Annotated in this window: 16 protein-coding genes; 8 read left to right on the top strand and 8 right to left on the bottom strand. The window is 56.4% G+C overall.

All coding sequences use genetic code 11. The annotated features are described in order from the left end of the window. Positions 1–2: 2 nt before the first annotated feature. Genes ACI2J2_RS16840 through ACI2J2_RS16850 form a run of 3 tightly spaced genes read right to left on the bottom strand, consistent with a single transcriptional unit; the run spans position 3 to position 12,229 of the window. Positions 3–9,962, bottom strand: a complete 9,960-nt coding sequence (locus ACI2J2_RS16840) for a hemagglutinin repeat-containing protein (RefSeq protein ID WP_404760478.1) — start codon at positions 9,960–9,962, stop codon at positions 3–5. A gap of 10 nt (positions 9,963–9,972) precedes the next feature. Then, positions 9,973–10,503, bottom strand: a complete 531-nt coding sequence (locus ACI2J2_RS16845) for a toxin-activating lysine-acyltransferase (RefSeq protein ID WP_209637396.1) — start codon at positions 10,501–10,503, stop codon at positions 9,973–9,975. A gap of 10 nt (positions 10,504–10,513) precedes the next feature. Next, positions 10,514–12,229: a ShlB/FhaC/HecB family hemolysin secretion/activation protein gene (locus ACI2J2_RS16850; RefSeq protein WP_404760479.1), complete on the bottom strand. Its 1,716-nt coding sequence runs from the start codon at positions 12,227–12,229 to the stop codon at positions 10,514–10,516. A 578-nt stretch (positions 12,230–12,807) separates the two neighbouring features. Here ACI2J2_RS16850 and ACI2J2_RS16855 point away from each other — a divergent pair. The 6 genes from ACI2J2_RS16855 to ACI2J2_RS16880 all read left to right on the top strand — a co-directional run bounded on the left by ACI2J2_RS16855 (position 12,808) and on the right by ACI2J2_RS16880 (position 20,138). Beyond that, a complete protein-coding gene (locus ACI2J2_RS16855; protein ID WP_265555971.1) occupies positions 12,808–13,737 on the top strand; it encodes an aminoimidazole riboside kinase in 930 nt (309 codons plus the stop codon). 231 nt (positions 13,738–13,968) lie between these two features. Continuing rightward, positions 13,969–15,378 carry a carbohydrate porin gene (locus ACI2J2_RS16860; protein ID WP_404760480.1) on the top strand — a complete coding sequence of 470 codons (1,410 nt, stop codon included), beginning with the start codon at positions 13,969–13,971 and terminating at the stop codon, positions 15,376–15,378. A 65-nt stretch (positions 15,379–15,443) separates the two neighbouring features. After that, positions 15,444–16,814 carry a sucrose-specific PTS transporter subunit IIBC gene (locus ACI2J2_RS16865; RefSeq protein ID WP_404760481.1) on the top strand — a complete coding sequence of 457 codons (1,371 nt, stop codon included), beginning with the start codon at positions 15,444–15,446 and terminating at the stop codon, positions 16,812–16,814. Then, the gene (locus ACI2J2_RS16870; protein WP_404760482.1) at positions 16,814–18,223 is read left to right on the top strand and encodes a glycoside hydrolase family 32 protein; all 1,410 of its coding nucleotides are present in this window, start codon (positions 16,814–16,816) and stop codon (positions 18,221–18,223) included. The genes ACI2J2_RS16865 and ACI2J2_RS16870 overlap by 1 nt, the downstream gene beginning before the upstream one ends. A 21-nt stretch (positions 18,224–18,244) precedes the next feature. After that, positions 18,245–19,309 (top strand): LacI family DNA-binding transcriptional regulator, encoded by a 1,065-nt coding sequence (locus tag ACI2J2_RS16875; RefSeq protein ID WP_209637385.1) that lies wholly within the window; start codon positions 18,245–18,247, stop codon positions 19,307–19,309. 10 nt (positions 19,310–19,319) lie between these two features. Next, positions 19,320–20,138, top strand: a complete 819-nt coding sequence (locus ACI2J2_RS16880; RefSeq protein ID WP_209637383.1) for a shikimate 5-dehydrogenase — start codon at positions 19,320–19,322, stop codon at positions 20,136–20,138. A gap of 48 nt (positions 20,139–20,186) precedes the next feature. Here the strand turns inward: ACI2J2_RS16880 and ACI2J2_RS16885 are convergent, their stop codons facing one another. From ACI2J2_RS16885 to exbB, 4 genes are all read right to left on the bottom strand, one after another. Beyond that, positions 20,187–20,468 carry a type II toxin-antitoxin system RelE/ParE family toxin gene (locus ACI2J2_RS16885; protein ID WP_404760483.1) on the bottom strand — a complete coding sequence of 94 codons (282 nt, stop codon included), beginning with the start codon at positions 20,466–20,468 and terminating at the stop codon, positions 20,187–20,189. Then, complete coding sequence (locus ACI2J2_RS16890) at positions 20,468–20,728, bottom strand: type II toxin-antitoxin system ParD family antitoxin (RefSeq protein WP_404760484.1); 261 nt, start codon at positions 20,726–20,728, stop codon at positions 20,468–20,470. Before ACI2J2_RS16890 ends, ACI2J2_RS16885 begins: the two co-directional genes overlap by 1 nt. A gap of 138 nt (positions 20,729–20,866) precedes the next feature. Next, positions 20,867–21,289 carry a TonB system transport protein ExbD gene (gene exbD, locus ACI2J2_RS16895; protein ID WP_404760485.1) on the bottom strand — a complete coding sequence of 141 codons (423 nt, stop codon included), beginning with the start codon at positions 21,287–21,289 and terminating at the stop codon, positions 20,867–20,869. Between the two features lie 3 nt (positions 21,290–21,292). Next, a complete protein-coding gene (gene exbB / locus ACI2J2_RS16900; protein WP_209637377.1) occupies positions 21,293–22,267 on the bottom strand; it encodes a tol-pal system-associated acyl-CoA thioesterase in 975 nt (324 codons plus the stop codon). A gap of 455 nt (positions 22,268–22,722) precedes the next feature. On the opposite strand from exbB, the gene metC reads away from it, so the two are divergent. After that, a complete protein-coding gene (gene metC / locus ACI2J2_RS16905) occupies positions 22,723–23,919 on the top strand; it encodes a cystathionine beta-lyase (protein ID WP_209637375.1) in 1,197 nt (398 codons plus the stop codon). Between the two features lie 153 nt (positions 23,920–24,072). Next, entirely contained in the window at positions 24,073–24,735 is a 663-nt protein-coding gene (locus tag ACI2J2_RS16910; protein ID WP_209637373.1) for a DedA family protein, read from the top strand. A gap of 56 nt (positions 24,736–24,791) precedes the next feature. On the opposite strand, the gene ACI2J2_RS16915 is transcribed toward ACI2J2_RS16910, so the two are convergent. Continuing rightward, on the bottom strand, positions 24,792–25,679 hold the full coding sequence (locus ACI2J2_RS16915) for an AraC family transcriptional regulator N-terminal domain-containing protein (protein WP_404760568.1): 888 nt from the start codon (positions 25,677–25,679) through the stop codon (positions 24,792–24,794). Positions 25,680–25,770 lie beyond the last annotated feature (91 nt).

Below are 25,770 nucleotides of genomic sequence, written 5' to 3' on the forward strand. Positions count from 1 at the left end.
ACTTACCTCATAATAATAATTTTTGATTGCTGCGACTCAGGTAGTTTTTTTACAAAGTCTAAGAACACCTTTTGATTACCCGGTGTCAGCACACTAAAGTCCACAGGAACAATATCTGCCTTACCTAAATGGTCAAGAATTTGTTGTTGCCCTGCTGGAATTTTCCCCTCAATTGGAGATGTGGTCATATTTTTCTCATAGAACTTATTTAGACCATCAATTTCTTTCTGCGAAAGATTTTTCGTCGTATACATCAAATCAACAGTCTTTCCAGCCTGTGGTCCGCTGGTAATAACAAAGTCAGCACTTTTCTGCCCGGCGACTGAATCAGGTAAGCGCTCCATTGAGCCTAAAACCGTCTCCATTCTCGCTGCGGCTGCTGCCTCTGCAGGATTAAGTTTACCATTACCCATTGTATCGACCGTATTGAGACGCTTTTGCCCTTCAATTGGAGTGGCATTGATATTAATCTCATAAATGCCATCACTATTTTTTAGCAATGATGCATCTTTCAACACTATCTTATCAACTTTCCCAATAACCTTAGCAGCAACCTTCTCCGTGATTACCACCCCACCTTTCACTAGCCCGGCACCGCCAGCTGCTAAAGATGCAATATCAGTCAGCAGTTTACCGCCTTCAATACCCGAGTTAAACGAACCACTCGCACCTGCTTTTTGATACTCAGCTTCCATATTGTCGATGCGCTCAATATACGACTGTTTTACCGCATCAGACACATTACCGAGCACATCTCCACTGTTGAAAAGCTGTTTCAAAGCATCATAGGTTTCTACTGGGCTCAAGCCCATTTGCACGATACCTTCAACCGTGTCATATAGCCCAGCCGGAACCCCTGCAACCATCCCCGCCGCAAAGCTACCATCTTGGCCCGCATCTATCGCAGCCCATTTAGCCTGAGTACCCGCTTTACAGACCAGCGAGCCACAATCTGCTAACTCTTTATCTTTTTGAATTTTTTGGGCATCACTCAGATAATTATTCTCCACCGCGTTCTTGCCGCTTTGCGCACCTGCGACTGCATCCCCGGTGCCGTCACCCACTAGTCCGCCGGCCAGCCCTGCGGCTAATGTTCCCAGCGCACTCAGGGTCTGTTTTTGGTCTTCCGTCAGGTTTTCGGGCTTCACATCCGGGTAAAGCTCACCCGCTATGTAGCGCGCCATCAGTTCCCCGCTGGCCGCACCGGCTGCCCCCGCCAGGGCGCTGTTACCGCTGGCTTTGGCCGCTACCGCCCCCCACACCGCATGCGCCATCGCGTTCGCGGCAACGTTGGTGCTGCCGTCAGCATTGGTCGTCATCGCCTTGATGACCCCGGCCGCATAAGGGCTAAGCCCCCCGGCCATCGCCTGCGCAAGATTGTTGCCCGCCAGCCCCTGAATCGCCGCCGTGGCCGCCTGCATGCCTTTTTGAACTGAGCTGCCGGTACCCCACTCTTTCTGCGTCGCTTTGTAGCTGTCTGTCGCGTGCAACTTCTCGTTGTAGGCTTTCCACTCTTCCTTGTCAGCCCCTTTCTCCGGCTCTTTGATCCCTTTCTTCGCTAGCTCTGCCTTGCCCGCATTGATGGAGCGGATATCCCCCTCCGTCCGCGCAATGTCCATCGCCTGATTGCCGATCTCGCCGATCAGCTGTGCCTGCTGCAACCGTTTCTGCTCTTTCTCTTTGTCGAAGATCGGGCTTAACGTCTGGTTGGCGTGCTCGACGTCGCGGCTCAGATCGTTGACGTTCTGCGTCTGTTTGTCCTGATCGCGGATGATGATGGTGCCGTCACTCACCGCAGATTTGGTGGTGGAGCTGTCATGCCCACTGTTGTTGGCGCCCACCAGCAGGCCGTTGGCCATGTTGCCGGCGAACTGGCTGCCGATGCTGCCGCCGGAGCTGATGCCCACGCTCTGGTGTTCTACCTCGAAGTCCGCCTGATTGTGGATGTCCTTAAAGCCCAGCGTGCCGGTATCGAGTTTGTTTTTATCCGCCGTGGCGGTGCTGCCGATCACCGCGCCGTTAAGCTGGGTGTGCTCGCCCACCGTCAGGTCAAAGCCACCTTTACCGGCGAAGATACCCGTCTGCTCCTGCACGCTGTCGTAATTGCTGTGCATCTTGTCTTTGCTCAGGCTGATGCTGCCTGAACCTGTCATGGAGCCAAAGGTGAAGCTGCCGCCGGCGCTGGCGTTCTGCTGTTTGGAATCGTAACGATCGCTGTCCTGCTGGCTTTCCAGCAGCAGGTTGCGGCCCACGTCGGCCTTGACCGATTCGCCGGTGACCTGTGCACCGATCAGGTTGGTATCGCGCCCGCTGATAATGTTGACCTGATTACCGGCGTTAACCGTGGTTTCGGTGTGGCTGGTGCCGTTGCCTTTCTCGTTGCCTTTGCCCTTGTTGACGCTGGCGGAAACGCTCAGCCCAATGCCGCCGGACCCGACACCGATACCCACGCCCAGCGTACCGCCCTGGCTCTCGTTCTTGCCGTCCAGATACTGGGTGTTTTTGGCGGAAAGCAGGTTCACGTCGCGGTTGGCGTTCAGGGTCACGTCTTTGCCCGCTTGCAGTTGGCTGCCCTGCACCAGAATGTCGCCGTCCTGGCCCTTCACGCCGTTGCCGCTCGCGGTGATGCTCAGGTTGTTGCCCGCCGTCAGGCTGCTGCCCTGCGCGGTGCTCTGCCCGCTGTTTTGAGTAGAGGTGGAAGACTGGGAGCCATAGGAAATGCTGATCCCCACCATGTTGTTATTGGCCGGATCCGCGCCCTGTGCCTGCGCCAAACGCGCAGCCTGCACGGCCTGCACACCGCTCAACGCCGCTTTGGTACCCTGCAGTGCCGCCAGGCGGCTGTCGTCAGTGGATTTTGCCTGTTGCGAGGTTTCTACCGCGGTGTTCAGCGCACTGCCGACTGTACCGGAAAGCGCCAGCGTCAGGCCGGATTTTTTCTGCTCGACCTTGTGGGTCTGGCTGTTTTCATCCTGCGCCTGCGTCACCGACACATTCTTGCCGCTCAGCGCCATGTCCTTGCCGGCCACCAGCTCGGAGCCGGTCACCGCCAGATTATTGCCGGCCCCCAGGGTGACATTGCCGTTTACGCTACCGACGGTGCTGCCCTGATTGGTCAGCCCCTGTGCGGTGTCCGTGGTTTTCAGGCTTTCGGTACCGTAGCTGATGCCGATGCCGCCGCTGCTCATCAGGCCGGATTTTTTCTCCTGCTTGAGGTGCAGTTCGCTGTTGCTTTCGGTCGCACCGGTGATGCTCAGATCGTTACCTGCCAGCAGTTTCACGTCCTGAGTCCCGGCCACGCTGCTGCCCTGTACCCGCAGATCGTTGCCCGCCAACACATTAATGCTGTCGCCGCTCAGGGTGCTGCCCTGCACGGTCTGGCGATCCAGGGTGTCGCGGGTGGTGGTGGTGGTTTTCGACATAAGGCCGTTACCACCGGTCACCTTGTGGCGCTCGTCCAGATCGAGGGTGTTCTCACCGCTGAGAATATTGATGTCATGACCGGCATTGAGGTTCAATGCATCGCCGGCAGAAACCGTTGCCGCATGGGCAGTGATATCGTTCCCCGCGTTGAGGGTTACGGCCCCTTTGCCCACCACTTCGCTGCCTACCTGCTGGCTGTTGCCCTGTTTCAGGCTGTTGTCGCCATCCCAAACCAGGGTGTCGCGGCTGGCGGTAGTCACCGTATTCAGGGTGAGATCGCGCCCGGCATTCAGCACCGTTTGGCCGTTCTCACCGCTATTGACCACCTGCGCCGCATCCAGTTTGATGTCGCGACCGGCGTGCAGCATCAGCTTGCCGTCGGCCCCCTGCACGTACATGCCCGCCACGCTGTCGATGTTAGTGCGCTCGAAGCTGTTGGCACCGTTAACGCTCTGCGCCGTTCGGGTGGTGCTGATGGCATTGATGTCACGCCCGGCGCTGGCCAGCAGCGCGTTGTTGCCCTGGATCACCCCACCGATATTGTTGATGTCGGTACGAGCAATCAGGCCAACGTCAGCCCCCTGAATGTTGCCCGCCACGTTGGTGATGTTGGCGGCACTCAGTTTCACCACTTCACGCCCGGCGATATGGCCGCTGTTGAACAGGCCTTCGCCCAGGTTGAGGTTAACGTTACGCCCGGCAATCAACGCACCGGAACCGTCCAGATCGCCCGGTTGCATGCGGGCATACACCTGCGGCACCAGTACGTTTTGCTGGCTGCCGTCCGGCAGGGTGACTTTGGCATTCACCAACCAAACGATGTCTTTGGTCAACAGCCCCATTTGCTCTGGCGTCAGCGCCACGCCGACCTTCAGGTTATATTGCTGACTGAAAGCCACCCCCTGATCCATCAGCGCCTTAAACTGTTCTTCGTCGTTGTTGTAACCGTCCAGATAGCGCTGGCCGGTCAGATTGATCACCTGTTCACGGATCAGCCGCTGCTCGTAGTAACCGTCACCCAGGCGCTTCAGCACGTTGTTCGGGTTATTGGTCGCTTTAGCCAACATGTAATCCGAACCCAACCAGGCTTTTTGGTTGGTGAAACGCGGATCGGTCTCCACCAGGTACTGACCACCCGGTGCCGGATTGGTCTTGAACAGGCTGTTGTCTGGCAAGCGGGTGTCTGGCCCGACAATACGCACCACGCTGTCTGCCGCGTCACCCTGTTGGCTATTAACCTTGTTGGCGACTTCGAACTGCTGGCCCGGTTGCAGTGCCACCGCTTGAATCACCGGCAGCGCACCGCTGCCGATGGTCTGCATTCCAGCGGAAATATCGGTGCCGGTGACCACCGCATTGACCCCACCAGCAGCGCCGATGGCGGTATTGGTGCCCTGCTGCGTCAGCGGTGCAATGGCGATCGGGTTGCCTGCCACCTGGCCGTGGTCAATCAGTTGGCTCGGTTTCAGTGCAATGGTCTGAATGGTGGTCGGCGGCGTATAAGCCGTGGCATCGTGCCCCTGCTTGTCTTTCCCTTTCTTCTTGATGCGGTAATAGCTGGTCACTTCGCCGACGTCGGTGGTCAGGCGCTGGCCCGGTACCGACACGTTATCCACACTGCCGGCGTTAATCGCCAGCGTCCCCCCCGCGATCACCTGGCTCTTGTCGTTCAGCAGATGCCCGGCGTTGATCGCCATGTCGCCGCCCGCAATGATTTTGGCCGGATCGCTTTCCTTGATCTGGGTTTCCTGCACCCTGCGGTTGTAGTCGTATTGGCTGAATCTGTCGTTGTTATGACCGGTTTTCCCGGGAGTGTTCAGGTTCAGCAACGAGTCTGATGAATTGCGGTCAACAAAGACGCCCTCTTCCCCTGCTTTCCAGCGCACCGGATCGCCCGACTGCTGGTACTCGGTGACTTTTTCGTTGGAAACGGTGACCAATTCGGTACTGAAACGGTCGTTGACGTTATTGATCTGCCCAGCCGATATAGCCATGTTGCCCGCAGATTCAATGGTCGAGCTGTGATTGTTAATGGTGCCTGCCTGACCACTGGCCAGAGAGTTGGCATCCAACAATCCGCCAACGGCCATATCGCCACCGCTGTAAATCAACCCGTGATCGTCGTTATTCAGCGTTTGGGTGCCGATATCCACCCGCTCGCGCCCGGCTAGCGTCGCGGCGGTGCCGTTTTCCGCCAGATTGTTGAAGGTCGCAGTTTGCACGCCGATGGCGTCGCCATAAATACGGCCGGTGCCGATGTTGTTCAACGTGTTGGCCGTCAGCAGGGTGTGCTTGCCGTCGATCAGACCGTAGTTGGTCAGGGTGCCGTTCACCGTCAGCCAATCCTGCCCGGCGTTGATCTCGCCGCTGACGGCGTTAAACAGGTTATTGGCGTGCAGATCGAGCTTGGCACCCGCCAGCAGTTTGCCGCTGTTGGTCACATCGCCCGGCGTGGTGAAGTTGAAATTACCGTTGGCAATCATCTCACCGCTGTTATTGATGCCCTGAGCGCTGACCAAATTGATATCGCCCAGCGACAACAATTGCCCATCACCGCCGATCGCGTTGGCGTTAATCTCCAGCAGCTTGCCGGCTTTGATCGTGCCGCCGGTGTTCAGAAGATTAAGCCCTGCCCCCTGCAACTGCAGGTTTTCACTCGCGGCCAGTTGGCCAGCGGTATTATCCAACTGCCCATCGTTGGTCAGGGTGAGTTGTTGGTTAGCCAGAATGCTGCCACCACGGTTGCTTAACGAACCGGTGTTAAGCGCTACGGATTGGCCTTCCAGCCCTTTATTTTCCGCCTTGGTGCCGTCGTTGATGAACTGCAACGCATTAAGCGTCACGGTAGCACCGCTGCGGATCAGCCCCAGAGCGTTGTCGATAAGCCCCTGCGCGCTGTCCAGCAACAAATTGCCGACCGCCTGAATTTGCCCGTTACGGTTATCCAAACCCGCGCTGGCAAGCCGGACCGCCTTCTCACCGATGATCCGCCCGCCGTTACTGTTGTCCAGTTTCAGTGCCGTCAGGGTGAAATCGCCTTTGGCGCCCAACGTACCGCCCTGGTTATTGAGGTCACCGCTGCTGAGTTGCAACTCGCCTAAGCTGTGCAAGGTGCCGTTCAGGTTATCCAACAACTGTCCGTGGGTGTCGACGCGCATATCACCGCCCGACTGCACCAGGCCACTCTGATTATTCAGGCCGCCCGCGCCGGTGGTATTCAGCACCAATGCCTGTTGCGCCACCAGTTTGCCGCCACCGTTCAACAGCGCTTCGGCGTCAAGCTGCAAGCCTTTACCGGCGATGACTACGCCCTGGCCGTTATCGAACACACCAGTGGTAAGGGTCATGGCGCCCTGGCTGGTGATGCCGCCTTTGTCACCGCTGTTGGCATTAGTCAGCCGAGCGACGGTCAGATCTAACCCTCCACCGCTCTGGATCAAGCCACCGTCGTTGTTATTGAGGCTGTTGCCGTGCAGCTCCAGCGCCGTCTGCGCCGCCAATTGGCCCGCGCGATTTTCCAGCAGGCCAACGTTAATCTTCGCCGCATCGGCGCTGACCAAGGTGCCCCGATCGTTCACCAGGTGCGCGCTGTCCAACTGCAGTTTTTTGCCTGCGCCAATCACCCCCAGATTGCTGTTATCCAGCAATTCTTCGGCGTTCAGCACCATATCCTGGCCGGATTTAATCGCCCCACCCTGATTATTGGTCACCTTGGTGGTCGCCGACAGTTGCTTCTCGGAAGCCAGCGTGCCGCGGCGGTTATCCAGTTGATCGCCATGCAGTTGCAGGTCACCTGAACTGGCGATAAAGCCGGCCTGGTTATTCACGTTACCGCTGGTGATCGCCAGTTTGCCCAGGCTGCTGATCCCGCCATTCTTGCCGCTGTCGAGGTTGCTCAAGGCCTGGCCCTGAGTATCGATGCGTGCATCGCCACCCGCCTGCAATAGACCACCGTCGTTAGTCAGCGCCAGGCTGTTGATGTTTAGTGTTTGCTTGCCGACCAACGTGCCTTTGCTGTTATCGAGCGTTCCGGTGAACAGATCGGTCGCGCGCGCGCCCACCAGCATGCCCTGGGTGTTGTCCAGCGCACCACTGTGGATAGTCAACGTACCCTGGCTGAGGATACCGCCGGTCTCACCGCTCAGGCGGTTGCTCAATGCTGCGCCCTGGGTGTCAAGATGCATGTTACCGGCAGATTGCAGCAGGCCGCCGTCATTGGTCAGCGCACCACTGCTCAGGCTCAGATCGCCTGTGGCGGCGATAATACCCTGCTGGTTGTTCAGCGCACCCTTGCCGAGCGCCAGTGAAAGCGCACCACCTACCACCTGCCCGGCCTGATTTTCCAGCCCGGCACCGGTCAGTTGTAGGGCCTGTTTGGCCTCGATACGACCACCGTGATTATCCAACGCCTGTCGCGCCGCCACTTCAGCGCTGCCCGTCGCGGCAGAAACCAGCCCTTTGCGGTTATCCAGCTTGTCCGCCTGCAGCTGCGTGTTGCCGCTGGCTGCCAGTTGCCCCTGTCGATTATCGATAGCGCCACTGACCTGAGCCTTCAGGCTGCCGTCCTGCGCGGCAATCACTTTGCCGCTCTGGTTATTTAACTGCGCGGCATTCAGCGTTACATTGCCGTTGGCCGCCAGTTGGCCGTCCTGATTATCGATCCCCTTCCTGGTGCTAAGGCGCATTTCACCCGTGCCGCTCTGTACCAGTTGCCCCTTGCGGTTAGACAGGCTCCCGGCATCCAACGCGATGTGCTGCGCCGATGTCGTGCCGCCGTCCAGCACGTAGTCGCCGCCCTGCATACTGAGCTGGCCGTTGGACAGCAGTTTGCCGCTATCGCCCTGCAGGCGGCCAGTATTCACCGCCAGCGAGCCTTTGCCCGCATGTACGATTTCACCGCTCTGGTTATCGATCGCCTCGGCCGTCAACGTCAGCCCGTTACCGTTACTGGCGATGCGACCGCCGGCATTATCCAATTTACCCTGTGGGTTCAGCGTTAAATCATCACTGCCAAGCTGGGTGATTTCGCCCTTCCGGTTCGACAAATCATGTGCATTCAGCGCCAGTTTATTCGCCGCCAGCTTGCCACCCTCATTATTGAGGAACTTGCCGCTGCTGGCCGTCAGCTGCTGCGTGGCTTCAACCTGCGCATTGGCCGTGGTCAAGTCCCCAGGCCCCGCATCCAGCGTGACTTGAGTAGCAGCAGTGCGGCTGCCGCTGATGTCCATACCCTGCCCATTAGCGTGCAGATTACCCGCCGCCAAATTTTGGCCCTGCGCGGTCAGTTTGCCGCTGGTGGTTAACGCCAGTTCGCCGCTGCCACCCAGCTTGCCATCTTGCTGCACACCGGCTGCCAGCGTACTGCCTTTGCTGCTGTTCAGGCTGGCTGCCTGGAGGCGCACATTATTGCGCGCGGCGATAGAGCCGCTGTTTTGCACATCACTTTCACTACTGACACCAGCATTACCGGCTGCAAACAGCGAACCGCTGTTACCGACGCCGCCTTTCGACGCCAGCTGCATGTCGCCGCCGCTGCTGATTTTGCCGCTGTTTTCAATACGACCGTCGGCGGTTACCACCACGCTACCGGCTTGTGCGCCGATATTACCGGCATTGCGCACCCCGACGCCGGTTTCGGTACCGATCATGCGGATCTTACCGGCATACATACCGCCCAACTTCGCCACGTCTACCGCCAATTGCGGGCGTGTAGCGGGATCGTCACCTTGTTTGTCGATCTGCTGATGCGCCGCATCGACCTTGTTGCGACCGGTCGTGACCTGAAGATCGTTAGCCCAAAGCCCAGCGTTGATCTTCGTCGATCGCGCAATGATCTCGGTATAATCCTGCCGTGAACTGTCCATACCGGCACCTTCAACCACCACTTCGCCGCGTTCAACGTTAAAGCCCGTCAGGTTGCCGTTATTCATTTGCGCCTGGCCGGTGGTCAGGGTGGCTCTGTTGGCATTGATAAAGCCGCAGCCATTACAGGTAATGCCGGACGGGTTGGCGATAACCACTTGCGCACGCTGGCCGGCCACTTCGATATAACCGTTCAGGCGACTCGGATCCCGGGAGTTGACCTCATTGAGGATCACCTTGGCTTCGCCTTTTGCCAGCCAGGGGTTACCGTCGACCCAACCGCCCTGCTGCGTCTGGGTCATTTTATGGGAGTTGTTGAGGATCGCGCCCTGCTTGTCGACATCAAACTGGCTGTAGGTATTACGAGAAACCCCGCCGGCGCTTGGCGTTTGGATATTGACCTGTGGCGTACCGTTGGCGCTGTTGACGATGGTCGGCTGCTGGCCACCCGGCGCATTACCGTCGGCAATAATCGCTGCCTGCACCGGCTGTATAGCCCCCAGAGCTATCAGTAAACTGAAGCTAACGGGGCTGATTTTGCCGATACACTGGCTCAGCGTATGGCCCAGACCCGGTGAACGAGCAGACCCGGCACGACCGGAACGGGCGATATCCGCCACCACCATCAGCATGCCACGCGCTTTGTTGAAAACGATACGATACAGGTTCTTGTTCATGGCAATGTCCTTATTGAATTTCTGATGGCTCGACGGCTAACGGGCGGTCCGCCCACCATTGCTGCGCTTGCTGATGGCTGACCTGTGCACCTTTAAAGTTCACCACGCGTTTGCCGCGTTGCGCCCCCCGGTGATACAACGCCCGTACACACAGGTGCGGGAATATCTCCCTGACCATCAGATTACGCATTTCCCGCGTATGGCCGAACGGCGCGATCCAGTCGCAGAACCACAAGCGATCGCCGCTGTTCCAGTCACTTTCTTGCATATTTACTGCCGGTTGCGTCAAATAGCGTGCTTCAGCGTCTTGACTCATCCAGGCCCAACTGAGGAAAAACACCGGCTGATTTTGCTGTGAAACCAACACATATTGTTGTCGCTTGATGATCGGCAGCAACAGTGTCGGTAGCGTGTGCAGCGGCGCATCGCGATGCATCGGCGAATGCATCCACAACCAGACGGCAGCCCCAAAGGCTTCCGCTTCACTGTCGTCACCACCGAGGATCAGCGGTGCTCTGATATCGTATTCGCCTATGCGCATCGTCGTGCCCTCAGTAGTTCCAGCTCAGGTTAAAGCCCAGGGTGACCGGGCTGGTGCTGAACCTCTCAGGTTTGGAAAACGGCACGCCGGCAAACAGATCGTAACCGACCTTAAAGGCATAGCCGCGCAGGCCAACCACGCCACCGGCCAAGTGTTGACCGGCCAGATAGTCAGAACCGTAGCCCCCCACTTCGCCGTAGTCGGCACCGAGGTACAGTTCTTGCCCCTGCAATGGCGTGCGCCAGGCCAGATCGTTACGGACGAACCAGCCGTGGTTAGCGTTCAGGGTGCGCTCGCCATCAAAGCCGCGTACCGTCCAACGGTTGCCGATAGCAAACTGGTCTTGCGGCGTCAGCGGCGTATTGCTGATCTGGCGCTGGTATTGCACGTTGTAGCGGAAGTTCTGGCTAAACAGGCTGAATGGCACGTCAAGCTGGGCATTTAGCTGCACAATTTTGCTCAGTGCAGTGGCTTCGCCAAAGGTCTCTTCCGGCGCAGGCAATGCGCCGAACCAGCGGGTTCCGCGTTGATAACTGACGCCCGCGTCCAACGTAGCCTGTTGAATATAGTGGCGATGCTGTAATCCCAGCCGCCAACCGGAGGTACGCCGTCGCTGCACGTCCAATTCGGTGTCATTGATGTAGTTGCTGGATTCGCGTGCCAGCACGTCGTAGGTCAGCGTGGTTTTCTGGCTGCCGTTGCGGTGCAGCACTCGGCTAAGCTGGAAATCCAGATTTTTGCTCTTGCCGCTATAGCGATAATCCACATAGGGGCCAGCGACGGTCTGGTGGTAGTCATAACTGTTAGCGGTCACCCCGGCCATCCAATAACCGAACGGCACCGAGTAGTGCCCAGTAATGTTTTTGGAGCCTTTGCCACCCTGGTTTTGCAGATCGGTAGATCCCGAGATATAGAACAGATCGCTGAGTGAGAACGGGTTATCCAGCGATAGCGTCAAGCCCCCCTGATAACGCCCGGTGCTCTTGGTGCCAGAATCATCCAACGAAGCGCCAATGCGCCACATGCGCTCCTGCTTCCAGCTCAGGGCAATATCACTTTCTCCGGGTTGTTCACCGGGAATGATTTCCATGTTGGCCTGTACCGTCGGCAAACGCTGGAGATTTTCCAGCCCTTGTTCGATATCGCGCAGATCCAGCAGGTTGCCGGCATGGGCCGGGAATGTGCTGTAGGGTTGAATGTAATGGCCGCTGTCCGCCGTCAGTTTCACCTGCCGCACGTAGCCCGGCACCACCACCAACCTCAGCTTACCGCTTTTCAGATCCTGCGTCGGTGCCAACACGCGGGTGGTGATATAGCCGTGATCCACCAGCCGGTTTTGCAGGGTGCTCATCAGCAGGTTAATGCCCTGCCCGCCCAGGCAGCGGCCCTGCGCCTGATCGGCGATACGCTGCAACGGCAGCCAATGAGGGAGTTTGTCCTGACCGGTTAACACCACCTGATCGATAGGGAAGCAGGTTTTTTCCTGCGGGAAAGCAATGCGGCCAAAGCTGGACGAAGGTGGAGACAAACGCACATCCGGTGTCGGTGGTGTCAGCTGTTGCTCCAGCGCCTTTTGTCGCTGCTGCTGTATGATCAGCTGTTCGTTGCTTGTCGTTGCCGCGTGAAGCGGTAGGCTGTATATAAACAGCGGCAAGACAACGGAGCCTAATGGAATACAACCCTTACGCACAACAAGGCTGAGCGACGAGTAGGCGGAATGGCGCATGACTTTTTCCCTGTCGAAAGACAAATAAAAGATAAGAATTGTAAAAAAACGCAAACATTATGCGCACGAATAGCTCACGATCAACTTAATTTTGGTCCGTAATGGGCGCCAGATAACAAAATACCTAATATAAACACCGTGCGTCACTCATATATCCGCCCTAAATTACACCCAAAAGAAACATGTAAGACATTGATATATTTAAGATAAAATTAAAATAAACTTGAGGGATCTATTAATTAACATGAATAATTGCATCTAAACCATGCAATTATTCATCACGGCGCGATTATACCCAGCAGCCACCTTGATTTAGGAAATATCCTATTTAAAATCACCGCCACATTTTATTATCCGTATTTGGAAATTACACTTTCCATTAATCTGACTTTTATTTTTTAATTATAATTGTCAACACGTTACTTATTCCCTCTTGCTATAACTTATTTCCTATTTCTGCATTTTATGGCCCGCCATATGCGACTTTACCAGCAGGTTTCGGATTCTTTCGTTGCAATGCTAAACCGGTTCTTCTATTTTAGCTCGCCATCTGACACGGGTGAAAACAGGGGTTGAACATGGTTAATCGCGTATGGGTGCTGGGCGACGCAGTCGTCGATCTGGTTCCTGAAAATTCAAACAGTTATCTTAAATGTCCCGGCGGTGCTCCCGCCAATGTGGCGGTGGGTATCGCCCGCCTGGGCGGCGACAGCGCCTTTATCGGCCGTGTGGGTCAAGACAGCTTTGGCGCGTTCTTACAGCAGGTGCTTAGCGAAGAGCAGGTCGATACCTACCATCTGTCACAGGACCCCGACCACCACACGTCCACTGTGGTAGTGGATCTCGATTTGTCGGGCGAACGCTCCTTCACTTTCATGGTCACCCCCAGCGCCGACCTTTTCCTGCAACCTGATGATTTGCCCGATTTCAACGCAGATGAATGGCTACACGTCTGCTCTATCGCCCTGTCGCAGGAGCCAAGCCGCAGCACCACGTTTACCGCCATGGAGAACATCAAGGCAGCCGGTGGCTGGGTCAGTTTTGACCCAAATATTCGCGAAGAGGTTTGGCGTCAGCCGGAAGCTCTGCGTCCCTGTTTGCAAAAGGCGTTGCTACTGGCGGACATCGTGAAAATCTCGAAAGAAGAGCTGAATTTTATCAGCAGTATCGGTGAGTTAGAGAGCGGCATCGATTGGATGATGCAGCGCTACCCGCTCCGTTTACTGCTGGTGACACTCGGCAGCGACGGTGTGTGCATGCACGACGGTAAGCAAATTCGTCACTTCCGCGCCCCATCGATCACCCCCGTCGACACCACCGGCGCCGGCGACGCTTTCGTCGCCGGTTTGCTGGCGGCACTGGCACAGCTTGGTACTCTGCCACAAGAAGAACAGTGGTCAGCAGTCATCGCTCAGGCCCAGGCCTGCGGCGCACTGGCCACCACGGCCAAAGGTGCAATGACCGCGTTGCCACGGACCGACGAGTTGCAAGATTTTCTCCAGCGTTAGTCCGTTAAGCGTACATCCGGCCCCCAATCCCCTCGCCTGAACCATTGGCTCTGGGGGCCAGAGCACACCATTTTCATCATTAGGGTGTAATTTGCGGGCTTGATCACAATAGCTGAATCGGGTTAGCAAACTTGATTGCAAGCCGCCTTTCAACTCACTATCTTCCATCATGAAAAACCGGTTTAGCATTTTAGCAAAAATAATAACAACCTTCCCGGATGATAGAAAATCATGAAGAAACTAAGCTATCTGGCAGTAACAACAGGGCTCCTTATCTCTACCTCTGCGGCAGCAGCAGGCGCCAACGACAGTATCGAAGCGCGTCTGAATGCACTGGAACAACGGCTGCAACAGGCCGAACAGCGGGCCAGTCAGGCAGAAACGCGTGCTACGGCAGCGGAACGCAAGGCCCAGCAATTGGAGCAACGCACCGCCAACACCGAGCGGCAAACCGTGCAGGTGGCACAGCGCACCACGACGTTGGAAACCCACGCCGCACCAGCCAGCAACCTGCAACTCACCGGTTTAACCGATCTGAAGCTGTACGGGGACGTCGAGTTCAACCTGGACGGAGCCAGCCGCAGCGGCCAGCTTACGTCGCTGAAAGGCAGCGACAATAAAGACTGGAAGCCCGGCAACAAGGAACGTTGGGATATCAACGGCCGTATTCTGGTCGGCGTTGACGGCTACCGCCGCAACCCGGACGGCAATTTCTCCGGCTTTAGCGTGCAGCCGCTGGCGGACATGACCGGCAAGATGAACCTCGACGATGCGGCCTTCTTCTTCGGCAACGAAAAGAACTGGCAGACCAAGATTGGCCGCTTTGAAGCCTACGACATGTTCCCGCTCAATCAGGACACCTTCATCCAGTATTCCGGTAATACCGCCAACGATCTGTACGCAGACGGCTTCGGTTATATCTACATGATGAAAGAAGGCCGTGGCCGCAGCAGCAGCGGCGGCAACCTGATGCTAAGCAAGTACGCCGGTGACTTCTACTTTGAACTCAATACGCTGGTGGAAGACGGCACCTCGTTGTTCCAGGACGACGCCTACCACGGTAACAGCCTGGATAAGAAGAAAAACGTCACCTACCTGCGGCCGGTAATTGCCTGGAAAAAAGACCAGCTCAGCGCGGCCGTCGCGATGGAAAGCAACGTGGTCAACAATGCCTACGGTTATCATGACAACCAGGGACAATTCGTCGACCAGTCCAAACGTAACGGCTACGGCATGACCCTCAGTTGGAACAACACCGCCACCCATCCAGACAACGGCGTGGTCGCCAACCTGAGCACCGCCTATCTCGACGCCTCTGGCGAGCAGGACTTCACCACCGGAATAAACGTGCTGTGGCGCCGCTTTGAAGTGGGTTATATCTACGCCCACAATAACATTAAAGAGTTCAATACTGCCGGTATGGCGGCCGACATCAGCAACCCGCTGAGCGAGCCGGGCAAATATGACATACACACCATTCATACTTCGTACCAAATACCAAACATCATGAATATGAAGAACTTCAATTTGTACCTCGGCGCTTACGTTTCAATGCTGGAAGCCAATGCCGAGAACAAGATCGCCAACGCCAACAACGATCAGCGCTATGGCGTACGCGCCAGATTCAAGTACTTCTTCTGACGCTGCTGAACTGATTTCCGCCGCGAAAAACCGCGGCGGTATTTTTATTGATTAAGGGAGTGAACATGGACATTACCGCAACCGCCAACGCGCTGTTGCCGCTACTCGGCGGCAAAGAAAACATTGCCAGCGCCGCCCACTGCGCCACGCGTCTGCGCCTGGTGTTGGTGGATGACAGCAAGGTAGACAAAGTGGCGATCGGCAAGCTGGACGGCGTGAAGGGCTGCTTTAGCAACGCCGGACAGATCCAGGTGATTTTCGGCACCGGTTTGGTCAACAAGGTACACGCGGAATTTATCAAGGCGGCCGGCGTCAGCGAATCCAGCAAGTCTGAAGCCGCCGACATCGCGGCAAAGAAACTTAACCCACTGCAACGTATCGCTCGCCTGCTGTCGAACATCTTTGTTCCGATCATCCCGGCGATCGTCGCCTCTGGCCTGCTGATGGGCCTGCTTGGCATGGTGAAAACCTACGGCTGGGCCGATGCCAACAGCGCTGTGTTCGTGATGCTGGACATGTTCAGCTCTGCGGCGTTTATTATTTTGCCGATCCTGATCGGCTTTACCGCAGCACGTGAATTTGGCGGTAACCCCTATCTGGGAGCCACACTCGGTGGCATTCTTACCCACCCTGCGCTGACCAACGCCTGGGGCGTCGCCGGCGGTTTCCACACCATGGATTTCTTCGGGTTGGAGATCGCCATGATCGGCTATCAGGGCACGGTGTTCCCGGTGCTGCTGACAGTGTGGTTTATGAGCGTGCTGGAAAAACAGCTGCGTAAAGTGATCCCCAACGCGCTGGATCTGATCCTGACGCCGTTCCTGACGGTGGTCATTTCCGGCTTCATCGCCATGCTGTTTATCGGCCCTGCCGGCCGTGCGCTGGGTGACGGCATCTCCTTTGTCCTCAGCACGCTGATCACCCATGCCGGCTGGTTTGCCGGCTTGCTGTTCGGCGGCCTGTATTCCGCCATCGTGATCACCGGTATTCACCACAGCTTCCACGCCGTCGAAGCCGGGCTGCTCGGCAACCCGAATATCGGCGTCAACTTCCTGCTGCCGATCTGGTCGATGGCCAATATTGCCCAAGGCGGTGCCTGTCTGGCGGTCTATTTCAAAACCCGCGACGCCAAGATTAAAGCGATTGCGGTGCCTTCAGCCTTTTCCGCCATGCTCGGTATTACCGAAGCCGCGCTATTCGGTATCAACCTGCGTTTTGTGAAGCCCTTCCTGGCGGCGCTGGCGGGCGGTGCACTCGGCGGTGCCTGGGTAGTGGCCAATCACGTCGGTATGAACGCGGTCGGGCTGACCGCAATCCCGGGGATGGCGATCGTGCAGGCCAGTTCATTGGTGAGCTATATCATTGGCCTGGTGATCGCCTTCGGTAGCGCCTTTATTCTCTCATTACTGCTGAAATACAAAACGGACAGTGAATAATGGAAGAACACGACTTAATGAAACAGGCTGTTCAAGCCTTGATGAGCGGCATGCCAAAGGCGCTGCGCGATCCGCACCGCCCGGCGTGGCATTTGGCGCCTAGCGTCGGCTTGCTTAACGATCCCAATGGGTTCATTCAGCATAACGGCGTCTACCATCTGTTTTATCAGTGGAATCCGCTGGGCTGCGATCACCGCAACAAATGCTGGGGCCACTGGCAATCGACGGACCTGGTCAATTGGCAGCATCAGCCGGTAGCCCTGGTGCCGGGTGCCTGTTACGACAGCCACGGCTGTTATTCCGGTTCGGCGGTCGTGGCGGACGGCAAGATCACGCTGGTCTATACCGGCAACGTGAAATACGCCGAGGGTTCTCGCACCGCTTATCAGTGCCTGGCGCAAGAGAATGCGCAAGGGGGCTACGACAAACTTGGCCCAGTGTTGCCGCTGCCAGCAGGCTACAGCGGCCACGTCCGCGATCCAAAAGTTTGGCGCCATCAGGACGCGTGGTACATGGTGCTCGGCGCACGCGATCTGCAAGATCGTGGCAAAGTCCTGCTGCTGCGTTCCGACGATCTACGCAGTTGGCAATTGCGGGGGGAAATCGCCGGTTCGCAGCTTAATGGCATCGGTGACTTCGGTTATATGTGGGAATGCCCCGACCTGTTCACGCTGGACGGTGTCGAGGTGCTGATCTGCTGCCCGCAAGGGCTTGAAGCGCAGGCCGAACGTTACCTCAACGTTTATCAGGCTGGCTATTTCACGGGTAAGCTGGATTATCAACGGGCCACTTTTGACCATCAGGACTTCCACGAGTTGGATGCCGGATTCGAATTCTACGCACCGCAGACCACTCTGGCCGAAGACGGCCGCCGACTGCTGGTGGGTTGGATGGGCGTGCCAGAACAGGACGAGGATTATCATCCGACGCGGCAATATGGCTGGATCCACACCATGACTTGCCCGCGCGAACTGTCATTGCAGAACGGCAAACTGTACCAACAACCGGCACGCGAACTGCAACAGCTGCGAGGCACAAGCCAACAATGGCAAGGTGCCGCCGACAGTGCGCCATGCTTGCCTGTCGATAGCGCGGAGCTGCTGCTGACACCGCAAGGGAGGTTCAGCGCTAACGTCGGCGATGCCATTGTGCTGGACTGGGACGGTGCCTTGCTGCGGCTGACGCGTAACAACCTGCGCGACGGGCAGCCGGAACACCGCTACTGGCGCGGTGATCTGGCCCACTTGCAGATACTGTTTGACCACTCCAGCGTGGAGATCTTTATCAACCACGGCGAAGCGGTCATGAGTGCACGCTACTTCCCCGGCCCGCAACCGCTGTTGCAACTCGGTGGTGATGCGCACCTGGCGCTCGAACACTGGTCGCTGGCGCCATGCATGCTAGAATGACGCATCCTTCGATGAACTCAGATGCCGTCAGTGAAAAAAAATAAACGCATAACCATCAGTGATGTTGCCGCACTGGCCGGCGTGTCTAAATCGACCGCCAGTCTGGTGCTTAACGGCCGCAGCAAGGAATACCGGGTGTCTGATGACACCCGCGATCGTATCTTGGCACTCGCGGCCGAGCACCACTACCAACCCAGCTTCCACGCCCGTTCGCTGCGTTCTACGCGTAGCCATACGTTGGGGCTGGTGGTGCCGGAAATGACTAACTACGGTTTTGCGGTAATCTCACGCGAGCTGGAAACCCTGTGTCGCGAGGCCGGTTTGCAGTTGCTGATCGCCTGCACCGATGAGAATCCGGCACAAGAAATGATGGCGGTGAACAGCCTGGTACAGCGCCAGGTCGACGGTCTGATTGTCGCCTCCAGCCAGCTCACCGATACCGAGTATCAAAAAATCAATGCTGGCCTGCCGGTGGTACAGATGGACCGTCTGATTACTGGCTCCGACCTGCCGCTGGTGATCACTGACTCGCTGACATCGACCGCCACCCTGGTTGAAAACGTGGCGCGCCAACACCCGGACGAGTTTTATTTCCTGGGCGGACAACCGCGCATCTCACCAACACGTGACCGGCTGGCCGGTTTTCAGCTCGGCCTTGAACGTGCCGGAGTCGTCTGTAAACCAGAATGGATCATCAACGGCAATTATCACCCCAGCTCCGGCTACGAGATGTTCGCTCAACTGTGCGCACAGCTGGGCCGGCCGCCAAAAGCGTTGTTTACCGCCGCCTGCGGCCTACTGGAAGGGGTATTACGTTACCTGAACCAGCACCAGTTGATGGAAAGCGATTTGCATCTGTGCAGCTTCGACGATCACTATCTGTTCGACGGCCTAACGCTGAAAATCGACACCGTGGCGCAGGACTGCCGCGCGCTGGCACAACACAGTTTCGACATGGTCAGCGCACTGATTGACGAGCGGCCATTAGAACAGAATGCGCTATACCTGCCGGGCAGTATCCACTGGCGGCATGCCGGTTCTAAAGCACTGCTCGACCAGCACCCGGTTTTTCCTTTTCCCGGTTAAGGAGCTCAACATGAGCCGTGAGATTAATAAAGATACCCAGCTGTGCATGTCGCTGGCAGGCCGCCCAGGCAACTTCGGTACTCGTTTCCACAATTACCTGTATCAGGAACTGGATCTGAACTTCATCTACAAGGCGTTTACCACCCAAGATATTCAGGCTGCGGTGGGCGGCGTTCGCGCATTGGGTATTCGCGGCTGCGCGGTATCGATGCCATTCAAAGAGAGCTGTATTCCCTTCCTGGACGCGTTGGATGCTTCCGCCACGGCGATTGAGTCAGTCAATACTATTGTCAATGACAACGGTTTTCTGCGGGCTTACAACACCGACTATATCGCCATTGCCAAACTGTTGGCGCAACATCAGATCCCGGCAGAAACATCCTTTGCCCTGCGCGGCAGCGGCGGCATGGCGAAAGCGGTCACCGCAGCACTGCGTGACGCCGGTTTCAAAAACGGCCATATCATCGCCCGCAACCCGGAGGCTGGACAGGCTCTGGCTAGCGCATACGGCTACCAGTGGCTGGCAGAAGTGGGTGAGTTACAGGTGGATATGGTGATCAACGTAACGCCAATCGGCATGGCCGGCGGTGTAGAAGCGGAGCAACTGGCCTTCGCGCCAGCGACTGTCGATGCGGCGAAAATCGTCTTCGACGTCGTGGCGCTACCCGCGGAAACGCCGTTGGTTCGTTACGGGCGTGAACACGGTAAACGCGTGATTACCGGGGCAGAAGTGATTGCATTGCAGGCGCTCGAGCAGTTTGTGCTTTATACCGGCGTACGCCCAACCGATGAGCAAATCGCCCGCGCTGCGGCGCACGCTCGCGGCTAAAGGATGTTGAACGTTAGGGGCTGAGCAGATGAGCCAGCGCTTAACGTTCTAACGACAAGCCAGCAAACGCAAAATATTCCTCGCACCGTGGAATACTCGCTGGATCCTGACATTATGTTGCATCGCAGTAAAAACGATAAGGTATTTGCCATAGGCGCTAATCCTGACGTTCCGGCCAAGCTCAGGGCGCTTTTGATAGGTGTCCGGCGACTCGCCGATACGCTGGCATTGGCTATACAAACTCAGAGCACGCACCGGATTTTCCTGCGCAATAGAGTCGCCAATATTTTCAATGCCACATATCGCCGCCGACGATATTGTTAGCCCCATTAGCCACTTCCATTATCCACCATCCGTTGGTATTTAGTCCGTAAACGCGCAAATGCTTCCTCCGCCGGAACTCCCTCACCACTTTCGACTCCCTGCGCAATAGCGACTCGCAACTGTTCAATTTTCATCGCCCGCTCATGCTCTTCGAGCAGGCGTAGACCTGCTCGAATCACTTCGCTGACGTTGCCATAACGCCCGCTGTCAATTTGCTCATGAACGAACTTTTCAAAATGAGGGCTTAAAGCAATGCTTGTTGGCATGGCCGACCCCGGAAAGTAGTGTTAATTACTATCTATTAGTATTTTCATGTGTTGAAGGCGCGTCAAACTTTTGTACAAAATTCAGGCAATAAAAAAGGGCGCCTGAGCGCCCTTCTATCCATTGGTGATGTCAGCCCGTTATTTGGCGGCGCCTTCCATCCCCACCAGCCCGACTTTCAGGTAACCGGCTTTACGCAGCGTATCCATCACGCTCATCAGCGTTTCATAGTCCACGCTCTTATCCGCCTGGAAGAAGATAGTGGTCTCTTTGTTCGCCTGCGTCCGTTGATCCAGCACCGACGTCAGTTGCTCTGCACTGACAGCTTGCTCGCCAACATAGAGCTGTTTGTCCGCTTTCACCGACAGGAACACCGGTTTTTCCGGGCGCGGCTGCGGTTTGGCGGAGGACGCCGGAAGATCGACACGGATATCTACCGTTGCCAGCGGCGCGGCCACCATAAAGATGATCAACAGCACCAGCATAACGTCGATAAACGGCGTCACGTTGATTTCATGCAGTTCGCCGCTGTCGTCCAAATCTTCATTTAAGCGCATCGCCATAACTCACCCCACCCGCAGTTGGTGTGAATGCTGTGAACGTTTGGCTTCCGCCGTAGCGGCCAGATCCAAATCGCGACCCAGCAGCAGCAGAACCTGCGCCGCTACGTCGCCAACCTGTGCACGGTGGCCACTGATCACGCGGGCAAAGATGTTATAAATCACTACCGCCGGGATCGCGGCGACCAAGCCCAGAGCGGTGGCCAGCAGCGCTTCTGCGATGCCGGGTGCAACGACTGCCAGGTTGGTGGTCTGCGAGTGAGCGATGCCGATAAAGCTGTTCATGATGCCCCAAACGGTACCGAACAGACCGACAAACGGCGAAATGGCACCGATGGTCGCCAGGAAGCCATTGCCACGGCCCATATTACGGCTGTAGCCCGCTACGCGGCGCTCCAGACGGAAACCGGTACGTTCCTTGATGCCGTTGTTGTCGTTGGATGCCGCCGACAGCTCCAGCTCGTTCTGTGCATCGTTCAGCAATACGGAACTGATGCTCTCGTCCGAGAAGCTTTGCGCCAGCTCAGAGGCTTCGTCCAGCGAGCGGACGTTGGCTAACGCCAACTGTTCACGGCGCAGACGGCGCTTGGCGCGGAACAGTTCGCTGCCTTTAGAGAACAAGATGGTCCAGGTGACAATAGATGCCAGCACCAAACCGATCATCACGATTTTTACCACGATGTCCGCATGTTGGTACATGCCCCAAACGGACAGGTCCATACCGCGGGTTTCTGGCGGTTGGATGGTCGGTTGTGGGTTCACCGGCGTGACATTTTCCGGCGTGGCTGCAACAGCAGGCGCCGCAGCCGGAGTAACGCTTTCGGTAACGGCTGGATTAGCCGCCGGTGCTGCCTGAGCGCTACCGGCCAGACCCACCACTAATACCATTGAAGCGATCAGACCGCGGCCGAATGCCTGGCCCCATTGCGCCCGGCCCTGACCGAACGATCCTTGATTTAAATTCTTGCCAGCCGTTTTCACGCTGTGCCTCCACCCGTTACCAATCAAAATTGAGGAATAATTCAGCGTGCGATCATATCAAACCACTCAGGGATTGATAGTAGTTCTCATTATTATTTACCAAATAATCGGGAAAATTATCGCCACGGCGTCCGCAACGCTCTCCCGCTAACCCATTCGCGACCTGTTCGGCCCTATAAGCACCTTTTATAAGGTTTTTCGTCACTTTTACGGCACAGGGCTGCAACAACGTCATCGTTTTATCGCATTTTGTCGTCACATCACGAATTTACCGATAAATCCGCTTGGTCATTGCAGCCCTGCAGAAGGATGACGTCCAGGAACAGCATCAGACAGAGGATTGCATCCGTTTCTGCATTTGGCAGTTAAAACGTCTGGATGGCTATTAAATGTCATGCTACCGTAAGGACTCTCGTAAATGGCCCGTGAAGACCCAATAAGGTGAGCCCGCTCCCATGACGTCAAAGAACATCGAAACCACCCTGATCGGCGCCGGGCGCAGCAAGCGCTATACACAGGGCTCCGTCAATCCCGTCACCCAGCGCGCTTCTTCACTGGTCTTTGATTCCGTCGCAGCCAAAAAACACGCCACCGCCAAGCGTGCTCATGGCGAGCTGTTTTATGGCCGGCGCGGCACCCTGACCCATTTCGCGTTGCAAGATGCGATGGTCGAACTGGAAGGCGGAGCGGGTTGTGTGCTTTACCCTTGCGGTGCGGCGGCGGTTTCCAACGCCATCTTGTCCTTCGTCAGCGCTGGGGATCACCTGTTGATGACCGGTTCTGTCTATGAACCAACGCAGGATTTTTGCACCCATATCCTGAGCCGTATGAACGTAACGACGACCTATTTCGATCCATTAATAGGCGCCGATATCGCCGGGCTGATTCAGCCCAATACGCGCGTGGTGTTCCTTGAATCGCCGGGTTCGATCACCATGGAGGTTCAGGATATCCCGGCGATGGTGCAGGCTATTCGTGCCGTGGCGCCGGACGTGGTGATCATGATCGATAACACCTGGGCAGCCGGCGTACTGTTCAAGGCGCTGGATTTCGACATCGATATTTCGATTCAGGCGGGCACCAAATACATTATTGGTCATTCCGATTACATGCTGGGCACTGCCGTAGCAAACCCACGCTGTTGGGATCAGTTGCGTGAATACTCTTATTTGATGGGCCAAATGGTGGATGCCGATACCGCGTATATGGCCAGCCGCGGGCTGCGCACGCTGGGTGTGCGTCTCAAACAACACCAACAGAGCAGCATTGAGGTCGCTAACTGGTTGGCCGACAGGCCTGAGGTGGCCGTGGTCAATCACCCCGCGCTGCCCAGTTGCAAAGGCCATGAGTTTTACCGTCGTGACTTCAGCGGCTGCAACGGCCTGTTCTCTTTTGTACTGAAGCAGCGTCTCAGTGACGTGCAGTTGGCCGATTACCTGGATAACTTCAACCACTTCAGCATGGCGTATTCCTGGGGTGGCTATGAATCACTGATCCTGGCTAACCAACCGGAAGAACTGGAAGCCATCCGTCCGGCGGGCGGCGTCGATTTCTCCGGCACGCTGGTACGCCTGCATATTGGCCTGGAAAACGTGCAGGATCTGATCGCCGATCTCGCTGCCGGGTTCGAGCGTATTACCAACGCGCACTGATACATCGCCTGTTACAGCGGTAATTTTATTCGCCTCGTTTAATGTGTGCTTAAGCTATTAGCGGTACACTAGGCGGGTAACTGTCAGATACGGTCAACACCGCATCCTGGGGTACGTAGCTCCAGGCGCAACCGGCATGCAACAGGATATATAATGGATGTATTACGAGAGATTGTTCATGCGCTTTGGCAGCAGGACTTCATAGCCCTTGCCGATCCAAGCGTCATTTGGGTGGTTTATGCTGTACTTTTCACCACGCTATTCTTAGAAAACGGATTACTGCCAGCTTCCTTCTTACCCGGTGACAGCTTATTGCTGCTATCTGGCGCATTGATCGCCAAAGGCGTAATGGCCTTTGTGCCTACGCTGATCATTTTGACCCTTGCCGCCAGCCTTGGTTGTTGGCTGAGCTACCTGCAAGGCCGTTGGCTGGGCCACACTAAACTGGTAAAAGGCTGGTTGCTGCAGCTGCCCGCCCAATATCACCAGCGGGCGCACAACCTGTTTAACCGTCATGGCCTGATGGCACTGGTGATTGGCCGTTTTCTGGGCTTTGTCCGTACCTTGCTGCCCACCATGGCCGGCATCTCTGGCCTGAACAGCACGCGTTTTCAGTTCTTTAACTGGTTGAGCGCCGTAATTTGGGTGGGTGCCGTAGTTGGCCTCGGCTACGCCTTCAGCCAGATCCCGTTAGTGAAACGCTACGAAAGCCAGGTGATGACAGGGCTGATGATCCTGCCGCTGGTTCTGTTGCTGGCTGGCCTGCTGGGTGCCATGTTGGTTATCTGGCGCAAAAAACGCGCAGCCTCTTCCTGATGCGTTAACGGGCGGCAGTTGCCGCCCGTACAGTTCAATCCGCATTAACCTGCAATCTACCCTTCCATCATCAGTGGAGGGTTGTCGCGCAGCCGGGCCACTTCGTCGCTCGGCGTCACGCCGAAGAAGCGTTTAAATTCGCGACTAAACTGCGAAGCGCTCTCATAGCCAACGCGGATCGCCGCGGTGCTGGCCTTTAAACCATCATGCACCATCAGTAAACGGGCTTTGTGCAACCGATAGGATTTCACATACTGCAACGGCGAGGTATTCGTCACCGCTTTGAAGTTATGGTGGAACGCCGAAATGCTCATGTTCACCTCACCCGCCAGCTGTTCGACGTTGAGGCTGTCCGCGTATTGGTTCTCAATGCGCCGCAGCGCCTTGGCGATTTGGCTAAAGTGGGTATGGCGATTAACCAGCTCCTGCAGCGACGCTCCACAGGCACCACGCAATATGTAATACAGGATTTCACGTACAATCTGTGGCCCCAGCACCCGCGCGTCGAGCGGTTTGGCCATCACATCCAACAAGCGTTCGGTGGCGCACAATAGCTCTTCCGATAATTCAGCCAGGTTCACCCCACTGCTTTCTCGGCGCGGTTTCATCAGGTAGTCATCGTCGCCGATGTCGATCAGCAAATCCTGCAGCATCTGGCTATCGATATTCACGGATAACCCCACCAGTGGCAATTCTGGGCTGGCAAAGGTTTCACATTCGAAGGGCAAGGGCACCGTCATCAGCAGATAATTACGCGGGTCGTATTGGAATACCCGGTTACCGCAGTAACCCACCTTGTGACCCTGGAAAATGATCACTACCCCGGGTTCGTACATCACCGGTTGACGTGGGCAATGGCGGTCGACGTAGAGGATTTTCACCAGTGGCACTGGCGAGGGCGTATAACCGTTACTCTCGGCAAAACAGGCTGCCTGGCGCGCCATGCGGCTGCGCAGCTCATCAATGTCACTCACAGAAACACCCTCTTACACTAAGAATAATCCGGCATAAATAATAGTTTAAAACTCTATTTTT

The sequence above is a fragment of the Serratia sp. NPDC087055 genome (genome assembly GCF_044900985.1).
Classification (GTDB): domain Bacteria; phylum Pseudomonadota; class Gammaproteobacteria; order Enterobacterales; family Enterobacteriaceae; genus Serratia.